The organism is Microcoleus sp. S13_C5, assembly GCF_036700845.1.
In the GTDB taxonomy this organism is placed as follows: Bacteria; Cyanobacteriota; Cyanobacteriia; order Cyanobacteriales; family Microcoleaceae; genus Microcoleus.
The window spans coordinates 38,243-50,710 of the sequence record NZ_JAUBPR010000011.1 but is presented as its reverse complement, the minus strand read 5'-3'; the positions used below and the strand labels follow the sequence as shown (position 1 = coordinate 50,710).

Here is a 12,468-nt window from a genome sequence, read left to right as displayed (position 1 = left end):
CTACCGCTTTTATTTTTTTTCAGTTTTGAAGAGAAAGATTGACATCTATCAACATAGTCTTATCCTTTCATCGGCAATAAAATTGTAAACTCCGTCCCTTCTCCTAATACAGAATTTACCTCTATTGTGCCGCCGTGTTTCTCAACTATAATCTGCCGTGCGATCGGCAATCCCAACCCCGTCCCTTTCCCTACTTCCTTGGTAGTAAATAACTCATCAAAAATCTTCTCTCGAACGGCCTCACTCATGCCCACCCCGTTATCTTTAATGCAAATCATCGCTTGTTTTTTGTCCCAATAAATGTCGGTTTTAATGGTAATTTCCTTGACATTTTGTGCATAAGGTCGTTCTTGATTTGATTCATCCAAAGCATCGATCGCATTACCTAACAAATTCATAAATACTTGATTCAACTGTCCGGCATAACACTCCACTGGTGGCAAATTCCCATATTCCCTAATCACTTTGATTTCTGGACGAGTTTCGTTAGCCTTGAGGCGATGTTTCAGAATCATAATGGTGCTATCGATGCCATCGTGGATATTGCAAGCTACGGGATAGTTACTATCCGCACGGGAGAATGTCCGTAGACTGGTACTAATATCCCGAATCCGCTTCACGCCTTCCCGCATCGAATCTACTAATTTCGGTAAATCTTCCCGGATGTATTCCAGATCGATGTTCTCGATTTCCTCTTGAATCTCTGGATCGAGTTGCGGATATTTTTGTTCATACAAATCGAGCAATCCAAACAAATCTTTTATATAATCTAAGGCGGGTTGAATATTACCAACCAGAAAACCAACCGGATTATTAATTTCGTGAGCAACCCCAGCCACTAAGTTTCCCAAGGCTGACATCTTTTCGCTTTGAACTATTTTTATTTGTGCTTGTTTGAGTTCGGTAAATGCTTGTTGAGATTCTTGATACAAACGGGCATTTTCTAAAGAAATAGCAGCTTGAGAAGCCAGCAAATTTAGCACTTCAATGCGATCGCTAGTAAACGCCCCTACCGTCAGATTATTTTCCAGGTATAAAACTCCTATCAACTGCCCTTGATTAAGAATTGGAATACAAAGAATACTGATCGGCTGGTGCTGTTCAATATAGCGATCGCTCGCAACCTGTAAACTTACCCTAGCATCAACTATTACCAAAGGTTTCAAACTACGCTTGACAGTGTTAACCAAACTAATTGCTACATCCTGACTTGATTCTAGAGGTATTGATGGTAATAGCTCAGGTTGCTGTCCCTCTTCTACAAGAGCTGCTACCTGTAAATACTGTTTTTGTTTGAGCAATAAGACACACTTAGTTGCCCCAGCATTCGCGATCGCTATTTTTAAAAGAGTAGTCAGGAGTTTATCTAGTTCAATCTCCCCAGAAATGGCTTGAGAGGCTTGGATCAGAGTAGGCAAATCTAGAAATTCAGAGTTGCTGCTAGAAGAGTTGGTATTATAAGTAATTGTTCCCCGGGCGATCGTTTCCTTAAAGGAACTAAAGGCTTGAGCTTGCTGAATGATAATACCGAGTAGGCGAGGATAACGTTTTTCCAAATCGTCAATTTTGGCTTTAGCTCCCCAGCGGGCATAACAATAATATGCTTCAATCATGTAGGCTTGAGCTACTTTTTCTTTGCCCCATTTTAGGTAGAATGTGGCGGCGAGTTCGTTGGCGAGGGCTTCTTCGTTGAGGAATAGATTTTCTTTAGCGAGGGAGATCGCGCGATCGTACATTTCCAGTGCATCTGCCTTGGAACCCAAAACCCGCTGCCATTCTGCTTCAACCAAATACCACTTATGCAGATGATTCATCGGAGCATTTTGCGCCCACTGGTGCAAAGTCGTTTGATGGATTTCCACCTGAGTAAGAATATCCGCTTGCTCACTTTCTGGCTGTGTGGGTAAAAGCGCCAGATGCGTCAGGGCTGCATAGAAATGGAAAATGGGAATAAAAATACATCCCGGTACTGCTATCAAATATGGCTGGGCTTGGCTAATGTAATTGCTCGCCTCTTTGTAGTTACCAAAGCAGTAAGCAAGCAACAGTTTGTAGATATAAACCTCGGCGATGGCAGTGAATTCATAATCCTGATTATGCTTGGGCATCATCACTGTTTCATCGTAGGCCGGGCCGATTAAGCAATCCGACAGAATCTCGACTTCCTTTAAGTTATTCACCGTCTGCCGCACCATATCTACATAAATCTGAGCCGAATATTGCTTTACCTGAGCCAAGGCGGCGCTGTAACTTGCTATTTCTGATTCCAAATTGCTCAGTTCTACTCCACTGAAAAAGTTCATATAGCTGTAAGTGACCATACTGTAGCCAGCGCTTAGAAAATCGCCAGTTTCCATGCCAGCCGTATAGCTATCTTTCGTCGTCAGCATCACTGCCCTCATTGCTTCTTTGCGATGCTGAATAAAGGCTCCAAATAGATTCAGAATCATGGACTTGAATTCCCGTACATTGAACCTATCAAGCAATAAGAGTGCTAATTTACCAAAGGCATACCCTGTTTCCACCTCTCCCAAAAATGCACACAACACCAGTCCGTGAATGCCATACCCCACCGTCGATGCTGGCGTGTTCCCAAAGGAGAGCGATAAACTCACCATCTTGCAGCTAAGTAGGGGTAGCAAACCGGGCATTCCCAGAAAGATAGGAGAATATAATGTTGCTAATAGTGGCATGGCAGCCTGAGCTTTGGCATCAGTTATCATCGGCAGATTAGCTAGGTCTTCAATCCGTCTACCTTGGAGTTGGCTGGCAACGGCTTGTAGCGCTTGGCTAATCAAGGCTTCGTCAGGTGCAGTGGGTAGTTCAATCCCCAATTGCCAGAGTGCATCTGTTGCTACTGCAATGGCTTCTAGTGACTTGCTTTGTGCTGTCTGGGCAGCGATTTGAATTTCGTAAATTTTGATTTTGTCTAAGATTGTCTGTGCATTCTCTAACACTTGTTCTGCCATCTGTTCCATGCCGTCAAAGTCAGCAGTCAAATAGGCGGCTTCAGCAGCAGCAACATAGAGTTTTAAGGTCAATTTATACTGACTTTGCCAACAGTTGGCTGTGAGTAACTCAATCCCAGTTTGTAGATATACTCTTGCCGCAGCATAAGCTGTAGAATTTCTGGCTTTGCGTCCGGCTTCTAAGTTTAGTTGAGCTAAGGCTTCTCGTTCATTCGGTTCGGTTATTAACTCAATTCCTCGATTCAAATGCCCGACAATATCAAACAGTTTTTCCTCTTGCTCTATCTCGGGGCAATTTTGCTGGAGTAACTGTCCTATTTTGAGATGCGTTGCTTTTTTCTGTGAATCGGGAATTAGCGAATATGCGGCTTGCTGGACGCGATCATGCAAGAAGCGATAAGTTGGATTAGCTGAAGCCTTGAAAACTTCATTACTATCCGATTGGGTAAAAAACTTATAGATTTTGGTCGTGGGAATTACCAAACCTTCCTGCAATGCTTTCCATAAAGCAGTAGCCGTCATTCCAGCAGATTGCTCACTGACAATTACTAACGTATTCAAATCAAACTGTGCTCCTATACACGCAGCTAATTTGAGAACATCCTGAGTTTCTTTGGGCAACTTCTGCAATTGCAACGCCATGAATTCAACGACATCATCAGTGATTGCTAAGGCTTTGACTTGGGGAAGGTCACACTGCCAATGCCGAATATCCCAGTTAAAACTAATGAGCTGATCGTCATGTAATGCCTTGAGAAACTGAGTGGCAAAAAAAGGATTACCCTGAGTTTTTTGATATACTAATTTTGTCAAAGGTTGGGCAAGGGATAATTCGCAATTCAGCGTATCCGCCACCAACAAATTCATATCTGGTTCCCTTAACGCTTGCAAAGTAATCCTATTCACTGTTGCCCCAGTTTTAACTATCTCATCCACTGTTAAGATAAATGGATGCACTGGCGAAACTTCATTATCTCGATAGGCCCCCAATACTAATAAATACCCAGTATCCATCATCAATAATTGTAGCAAATTCAGAGATGCTGAATCCGCCCATTGCAAGTCATCCAAAAACATCACTAAAGGATGTTCTTTGAGCGTGAAAACTTGCAAAAATTTCTGCATTAACAGATTAAAGCGATTTTGGGCGGCACTTCCTGACAATTCTGTTGCAGGAGGTTGAGCCCCAATTATACGTTCTAACTCAGGAATCACGTCAATCAAGACTTGTCCGTTGTCTCCCACTGCTGCTAAAATCTGGGTTTTCCATGTTTGCAGTTGGGTATCCGATTCTGATAGCAATTGACCCATTAAGTCGCGGAAGGCTTGCACAAAGGCACTGAAGGGAATGTTGCGTTGAAATTGATCGTATTTGCCTTTGATAAAATAACCGCGCTGACGAACAATGGGTTTATGAACTTCATTGACAACGGCGGTTTTCCCAATTCCAGAAAAACCTGCTACTAGCATCATTTCGGTGCTACCTGTGCTGACTCGCTCAAAGGCAGCTAATAGTTGATCAACTTCTTTTTCTCTACCGTAGAGCTTTTCAGGAATAGTAAAGCGATCGCTAATATCTCGCTTTCCGAGTTCAAAATATTCTATTTTGGCTGTTTTTTGTAACTGAACCAAACAAATCTCTAAATCGTGCTTGAGTCCTAATGCACTTTGATAGCGTTTTTCAGCATTTTTGGCCATCAGCTTACTGACAATTTTTGCTAAAATTAGGGGTATCTCTGGATTTATTTGATGGATCGGTTTCGACTGTGTGGCGAGATGACAATGCACCAATTTCATCGGATCATCGGAGATAAATGGCAACTGTCCTGTCAACAATTCATAAAAGGTCACACCCAGGGAATAAAAGTCACTACGATAGTCAATGCCTCGATTCATCCGTCCAGTTTGTTCGGGAGAGAGATAGGCTAATGTTCCTTCTAAAATATTGGGATTCTGTATTTCTTGGGTTTCTCGTGGTAGGAGGGATGCAATACTAAAGTCAATTAGTTGAATTTTTTTGGTGTCTGGATTAATGAGAATATTAGCGGGTTTAATATCTTTGTGAATCACTCGCTTTTGGTAGAGATAGTGGATAATGTCTGTGAGTTGTATGGCGAGTTGGAGAAATTCTGCTAAAGGTAAAGCTTCAGATGGTTGGGTTTCATTTGTTGCTGTTTTGAGATAAGTACATAGGGAGACTCCGCCAAAGTCTTCCATTACTAGGACATAGCTATTCTGGTATACTTCCAGCGTCAGGGCTTTGACGATGTGAGGGAAGTCGAGATTTTTGGTAATGGTATATTGGTTGCGAAACTGGACGAGCTCGTTGAAGGTGGGGTATTTGTTTCGCAGCAGTTTGACTACGACTGGGTATTGGTCACGGGTACGGATGCCTCGATAGACTAGGGTACGTGTACCTACATAAAGTTTCTCTGTAATCTGATAACCTGAAAAATTTGCGATCGCATCCATAACTGGTTGACCCTCTATTATAAAACACTTAAATTAAAAGCTTCTATTCCATTGTATTTTATTATTTGACAAAGATACCGATCGCCAACTATGCACCCTTACGAGGGACAGAATTAACTGTAATTTTTCCCCAATGTTTATCAACTATTATTTAACCGAAAGCAATTTGGTCACAATCATCCGGATTCATCCGTGTACCTGTGAAAACACCTCGCCATCATGATCGTAACCCCCCGGACTCATCCGTGGGAGCAATCTCAAATCTCAAATTTCTACTTTCAGGTGGCATGACGTGCGATCGCTAATTCTCAACCCGTTCCTTTGCCTATTCTGCACTATTTACGCTATGGTATGTATAGTATAGTTGCGTAAGTTGTGATGGTATCATAAAACCATAATTGGTAATTTTTAACCGCAAATATACGCAGATAAACCAGCATATAAACTTGAGACTATCTGCGTATATTTGCCGACCTCTGCGGTTGTATTATGCTTTATTCCCCGTAGTGACCACCGACAACCTTACCCCGAAACACAACATAATTGTAGATGTTGTAAAAAATCATAATCGGGAGCAGAATGCCCATAAACACAATCATAAATACCAGGGCGCTGGGCGAAGCTGCGGCTTGATAAATCGTGATTTGCGAGGGAATAATGTAGGGAAAAACAATCAATCCCAAGCCGATGAAAGTCAGCAAAAAAATTAGAATCGTCCAGATAAACGGCGTTCGTTCTTCTTTGCTGGCGAGACTTTTCAGCAGCAGTCCCACCAACAGCACTCCCAACAAAGGAATCGTGGCAAAGACATAAACTAGCGGTTTCTCGAACAACCTGGCTCTAGCACTATCGTAAAAAATCGGAGTGGCGATCGTAATTAAAATCGCTCCGATTAAAGTTGTCACGGCTGCAATTTTAGCCGTGCGATAGTGATTTGTTTGCAGTTCGCCCTCCGTTTTCATAATTAGATAGGTTGAACCGATCAAAACATAGCCTTGAATCAGCGTCAAAGCAACCAAGATCGATCGCCAATCCAGCCAATCCCAAGTAGAACCTACAAAATGACCGGCTTCATCAACCGCAATGCCTTCGAGCACCGCACCGAGGGCAAATCCTTGAGCTAAAGCTGCTAAAAAACTGCCAGCACCAAAGGCATAATTCCAGAGTAATTTGCGCTTAGAATGCTCGCGAAATTCAAAGGCTACAGCCCGAAATATCAAACCAAAAAGCATCATGCAAATCGGTATGTACAGCGCTGTCAAAATCGTACCGTAAGCGAGGGGAAATGCGCCAAATAAAGCGCCACCCATTAAAACCAGCCACGTTTCGTTCGCGTCCCAAACGTTGCCCAAACTCGTCATTAAAATGCCCCTGCGTTCCTCATCGGAAGCAGTGAGAGACAGAATGCCTACTCCTAAGTCAAAACCGTCTAGCATGACGTAAAGCAATAGGAATAAAGCCAAAATTACAAACCAAACTTGCGGGAGAAAATGCTCCAAAGCTTGCATACAATCTCCTATTGTTGTGCTTCTACGGGACGTTGATCGGGAAGGTGTTCTCCGGGTTGACTTTCGATTGCAGGTTCATTGTCTAAACCTGGCACAGGAAGACTTAAATTAGGCCCTTGGCGGATAATTCGGCTGCCAAAATACAAGGCACAAACAAACAAAAAGCTGTAAACAACGGCAAAGAAACTGAGAGAAGTTAAAACATTGCTGGCGGGGATGTTTGACACCGCGTCAGCAGTGCGAATTTGCCCGTATAAAGCCCACGGTTGTCTGCCGACACAGCGGACAATCCAACCCGATTCTACAGCAATATATCCCAGGGGAGCAGCTAATACCCAAGCGCGCATCAGCCAAGGTTGACTGCTAATATTTTCAGGAGAAAGTGTGCCTCGCATCCACTGAATTATACTGAATAGCATCAGTCCTAAAAAGAAGAATCCAATCCCGGACATGATGCGAAAACAATAGTAGATTAAACCCACCATTCGCGGTCTATCTTCTGGCTTCCATTCCTTCAATCCGAGTACGGGTTCGGAGAGTTTTTGTTTGAATTCCAGAACGTATCCTAAGCCATTGGGCACGCTAATTTCCCAGTCATTTTTTTGGGCTTTTTCATTAGGCAAAGCTAGCAAAGTCCAATCGGCTGACTCTCCCGCTGGTGAGGTTTCCCACTTAGCTTCGATTGCTGCTAATTTAGTGGGTTGATAGTGATAAACTTGTTCGGCGCTCAAATGTCCGATGTATATTTGCAAAGGTGCAACGGCGATTGCTGTTGCTATGGCAATTTTTAAAGACTTGGAAAAAAACGCTTGGTTGCGCTTATTGAGAATGTACCAAGCGCTAATGCCGCCAATGACAAACAGCGAAGTTTCTAAGGTCGCAAAAAACATATGGAGTATGCTGTTTAATGCGAACGGGTTCATAATTGCTTGAAAGTAATCGCTGACAATAAACTTGCCATTGACCATTTCTCCACCCGCAGGAGTTTGCAGCCAAGAGTTAGCGACTAAAATCCAGACTGTGGATAGGTTAGCGCCGAAGGCTACCATGATTGTAGCGAAATAATGGACGATCGGGTGAACGCGCTCCCAACCAAACAGCATAATGCCTAAAAAGCCGGCTTCTAGCATAAATGCCATGGAAGCTTCAAATCCCAAAATGCTGCCAAAAAAGTCACCAACTGCTTCAGAAAATGGTGCCCAATTCGTGCCAAATTGAAATTCCATGGGAATTCCTGAAGCTACTCCAATACCGAAGTTGAGGACGTATAGTTTAGACCAAAACCGAGCGTGATGGTAGTAGTCGGGATTGCGAGTTTTCAGCCACATTCCTTCAACAATTACCAGATAAATCCCCATTCCAGTAGTCAGAACTGGCCACAGCATATGGAATATGGCGGTTAGGGCAAATTGCATCCGCGATAGCGCCACGGTGTTAGATAAGATATCCATCGTTATATCCTTTGCTCAGTTCAAAAGAGGTTAGCTTGCACAAATTCCATAATGGACATTGACAAGGTAACGCAGAAATTTACTTAGTGCAGAATGAACCGACTTATCTTTATTAAAAATTAAGATTTGCAGTTTGAAGGAAGAAGGAAAGCGCAAAATTAAGGGTTTCAGCAATGAATCACGTCATAACCCTCTTGGGAGTTGCTATAATAGTAATTTAACAAAATTATGGCTAGGGTGCCCATATCCACTTCAAATAGAAAACTTGCTTTCAATCTTCCTCTTGTTTCCTGTCTTTGTGGTATTGGCGATTAATTAATATAAAAATTCTCGATCAGTCATTAAAATCTAAAATCTAAAATGGTATTACCTAACCGTGACCGTGTAACTCAGTTTAAACGGTTGAAAATTAGCTTTATTTTTCGCTATTCCGCTCAATTCAAGTTCGTAAAAGCCAACCTTCGGAAATACGATATCTGCTCCTGGCATTCCTTGATATTTCTCCGCAGATACGGCTTTTAAAGGCGGCTGCATCAGTGGCTTATCCGCTTCTTTGCGTTCTTTCGGATAAACCGCTAATTTGCAATTGCACTGCTCTAAAGGGATAATTTGACCGCCCCTGCGAGTCAGTGCAAACCAGACTCTGGAAGGCTGTCCGGCGCGGGGGTTGTGGTTCGGCTCTAGGTGAAAGGTAGCGGCGACATCTCCGGAGACTTCGACTTCGTGCGCCAAAACAGAAATCGAGTTTAACTGCGGCGCATTGGGAATTGTTGCTTCAATTAGCAATCCCAAAAAAACTAACAATCCTAAACTTTTACTTTTGTTTGACAGGCGAAACATAGAACTTCTCCAGTGATAAAATTGACCAAAACAAGCGCGATCGCACAAACATAACTAACACCGCAACCACGGCTAACACGGCTGTCAGCAGTTGATTGTGCAACTTCCATTCAAAGCCGCCGAGATAGTGGGAACCGATGAGTGCCGCGTGTACAGCGCACAGCAAGAAAGCTGGAACGCTTAACAGGTGAAGCATTCGCCACAGCTTGCCTAAATAATTTTGAATGCGATCGACACTTGTAACCGCCGCCGGCAACATCAACAGCAGCGCCGTCATCCCAGCCGCCATTCCCAACTGGTGCTGTGGCAACATAAAAGATAGCGCGTCAAAATTCCACTTCAGCGTATGATCCAGCATATGAAACGTGTGGGCGACTGCTAGGACAAACGCGCCCACACCCAAGGCGCGGCGGTAGCGCAGCAGTTGCGGCAAAAACTTGCTAACCGGACGCGCCAACAGTGCTAGCATCAAGCACAGCAGCGCTGCGTGGCCGGTAAAATCGACCATTTCATCGGTTCGCAGCAAGGTAAGAATCCCGATCGCCACCGTCACCCACCCACCCGCACGAAACAGTTGACTGCGCTTGTCCGCACTCAATCTGCCAGCAAAAAAACTCACTCCCAGCATAGTTGGCAGTGTGCCGAGTCCAAAAGCCAGCATCGTCGCCGCACCCAAAACCTGGTTTCCGGTTTCCGCCGCCTTAATCTGCGCCGCGTAGAGGAAACCGCAGGGAATCAAACCCCAAAGCAAACCCAAAGCAACCGGCACCCACCAGCTTTTTTGTGCCGAAAGCTTGCTCATTGCTTGTCCGACTTGATCGTGCGACATTGGGTGCAGCAGCGGCAATTGCGGCAGCAAACCCGGTTGAATTTGCACTACTCCGAACCAAATCAGCATCGTGCCCGTCAGAAGTGCGATCGCCCGCCGCAATTCGCTACCCGTACCTGCCAAAAGTCCGCCAGCAATTAACACCGAACCCAGCCCGCCAATTGCAGCACCAACCAAAGCGTAAGCAGCAATTCTCCCCAAATTTAGCAGCAAATGAAAGCGGAAAGCAGCTAATTTATCGTTGCCGGAATTAGAAAGAGAAAACGCCATTGTCAGCGGGCCGCACATCCCCGCGCAGTGACCGAAACTGCCGAGAAATCCCAAAGTTGTCATTAGCAGCAGGTCTAGCATCTTGAGTCATGCGATTTTAGATTTTAGATTTTAGATTTTAGATTTTAGATTTGTTTTTACTGCTTACCTATTACCTATTACCCAAGGCCTAATGCCCCATCCTTCCGCTTCGCTCCGCCCAACTACCCATTTTGAATGCCCATCGCTAAAATTCCCAAAATTTTATCAACCTGATTCAAAAAATACTCCAATAAATCTATTTGAACTGATTGCCCTTCCAGCATTAAAAACTTCCAAATTTCTCCCGTTGTCACAACCCCATAAATCCTCGATACCTGATTTCCCTCCCGTTCGTTAAACAGTTGAGCTCCATACATTTCCGCTACGCACTGACCCAACCCAGCATTAATATTTTCCTTTTTAGCCTCAACGATTAAAATCGCCGGCGCGCTAACAATCAGGAACTCTACCGATCGACTGATCAGAAAATCGCAACTGCCGTTTAATCCCAAGTCGCTGTCAACCGTAAAATCGACTCCCGAAAACAAACTAATGCGATCGGGAAACTGTTTGGTAAGTTCCAGTAAAATCGGCGTAATAATCATTTCTGAGCGTGATTTTTCCGTATTACTCGCCAGAGCAAAAGGAACATTATAAGCTAAAGTTTCTGTTAAATGATTGCTGCATTCTAAAGCAGGTACGGTCGAAAACAAATCTTGCCTCGGCGAAATCGTTAAATTCAAAGTTTTTTTGACGCTTGCCAAACTAAAATCGCTGTAAGCCATACATTTTACCCTTGAGTTTTTACTTTATTAGGACTTACGCAACTGACACATATACTATGGTGCGTCTGAGGTCTAAACCATTAATAATGGCCCTCTAACGAAAGCCTGACGCTCCCTACAAGTCTAATAACTAATGACTAATAACTACTTTTGTTCTGGATGGGTCGCCGCCGGCGAAGCTGCACCCATTTGATTAATAGCAGCAATTAGCTGATAAAGCCGCCCAAAATCCCGCTGGTTGAAATGCAAAGTCAGGCGCGGCAGATCGAAAGTTGCATCTCCTATTTCCGGTTCCAAAGCTTGACTTTTTTCAATTTTTCCGGTGACCACAATATCGCTAAAATCAGTATTTAGCCGATCAACATTCTCCTCAGAAAGCTGTGTTTTTAAGCGAATTACCAATTTTTCGCGCACGTAGCGGCAGGAGTGATAAACCAGATAAAAACTGCCGATCGCCTCGCAAGCGACATTTACATCGTCAGTAATCGTATACAGGCTGCGATCGTCGGCTGAAATCAAACCCCGGCCCCGCAATTGTTTTTGCACAAAAATATTCCAATCGTGCCAATAATCTCCTCCCGGTCGATCGATCAATACCACAGGAGCCGGCCCGAACTTGCCAGTTTGAGTCAAAGTCAGACACTCAAAAGCCTCGTCGAGAGTGCCGAAACCGCCCGGAAACAGAGCTAAAGCATCGCTCTCCCGGAGAAAAAATAATTTGCGAGTGAAAAAATATTTAAAATTGAGCAATTTGGGATCGCCGGCAATAAAAGGATTAGAACTCTGCTCGAAAGGTAACTGAATGTTCAGCCCAAAAGAACGTTCAGCAGTCGCCCCCTCGTTCCCCGCCTGCATAATTCCCCCACCGCCGCCAGTAATCACCATAAACCCCTGCTGGGCCATCGCCCGCGCAAAGTCTCTGGCCATCAAATATTCCGCCGATTGCGGTGACACCCTCGCCGAACCAAAAATCACAATTTTGCGAACGTGGCGGTAAGGATAAAACAGCTCAAAAGCGCTCTCCATATCTCGGAGCGACGCAGCAATAATCTTCAAGTCTAGGCGATCGAGATCCTCTCGGGCCATTTGCACTATAGTAGAGAGCGATCGTTCGATCCACTCAGAGTGCTTCAACCTTGGCAAGCGATCGAGCAAATCCATCACTTCAGCTTGGAGGGACTCAAAACCTTGACCAGACCCAGAACGAATCATGAATTTTTCCGAAACGATAACAAATTGTCGCTACTAAAAATTAAGGGGCAAGCTAAATTTAGAAGCTAATAGCGACCAGCAAATTGCCCTGCTGGCAACTAATAACTTTTC

Annotated in this window: 7 protein-coding genes; all 7 read right to left on the bottom strand. The window is 44.1% G+C overall.

The features are described from left to right. Positions 1–59: 59 nt before the first annotated feature. The 7 genes from QUA04_RS05105 to QUA04_RS05075 all read right to left on the bottom strand — a co-directional run bounded on the left by QUA04_RS05105 (position 60) and on the right by QUA04_RS05075 (position 12,357). On the bottom strand, positions 60–5,441 hold the full coding sequence (locus QUA04_RS05105; protein ID WP_333254391.1) for an AAA family ATPase: 5,382 nt from the start codon (positions 5,439–5,441) through the stop codon (positions 60–62). 494 nt (positions 5,442–5,935) lie between these two features. Continuing rightward, the gene (gene cydB, locus QUA04_RS05100; protein ID WP_333254389.1) at positions 5,936–6,949 is read right to left on the bottom strand and encodes a cytochrome d ubiquinol oxidase subunit II; all 1,014 of its coding nucleotides are present in this window, start codon (positions 6,947–6,949) and stop codon (positions 5,936–5,938) included. An 8-nt stretch (positions 6,950–6,957) separates the two neighbouring features. Next, the gene (locus QUA04_RS05095; protein WP_333254387.1) at positions 6,958–8,400 is read right to left on the bottom strand and encodes a cytochrome ubiquinol oxidase subunit I; all 1,443 of its coding nucleotides are present in this window, start codon (positions 8,398–8,400) and stop codon (positions 6,958–6,960) included. A 366-nt stretch (positions 8,401–8,766) separates the two neighbouring features. After that, a complete protein-coding gene (locus QUA04_RS05090) occupies positions 8,767–9,240 on the bottom strand; it encodes a hypothetical protein (protein WP_333254385.1) in 474 nt (157 codons plus the stop codon). Beyond that, on the bottom strand, positions 9,215–10,420 hold the full coding sequence (locus tag QUA04_RS05085; RefSeq protein WP_333254382.1) for an urease accessory protein UreH domain-containing protein: 1,206 nt from the start codon (positions 10,418–10,420) through the stop codon (positions 9,215–9,217). Before QUA04_RS05085 ends, QUA04_RS05090 begins: the two co-directional genes overlap by 26 nt. A 122-nt stretch (positions 10,421–10,542) precedes the next feature. Next, positions 10,543–11,145 carry a hypothetical protein gene (locus tag QUA04_RS05080; RefSeq protein WP_333254380.1) on the bottom strand — a complete coding sequence of 201 codons (603 nt, stop codon included), beginning with the start codon at positions 11,143–11,145 and terminating at the stop codon, positions 10,543–10,545. 144 nt (positions 11,146–11,289) lie between these two features. After that, the gene (locus QUA04_RS05075) at positions 11,290–12,357 is read right to left on the bottom strand and encodes an LOG family protein (RefSeq protein WP_333254378.1); all 1,068 of its coding nucleotides are present in this window, start codon (positions 12,355–12,357) and stop codon (positions 11,290–11,292) included. Positions 12,358–12,468 lie beyond the last annotated feature (111 nt).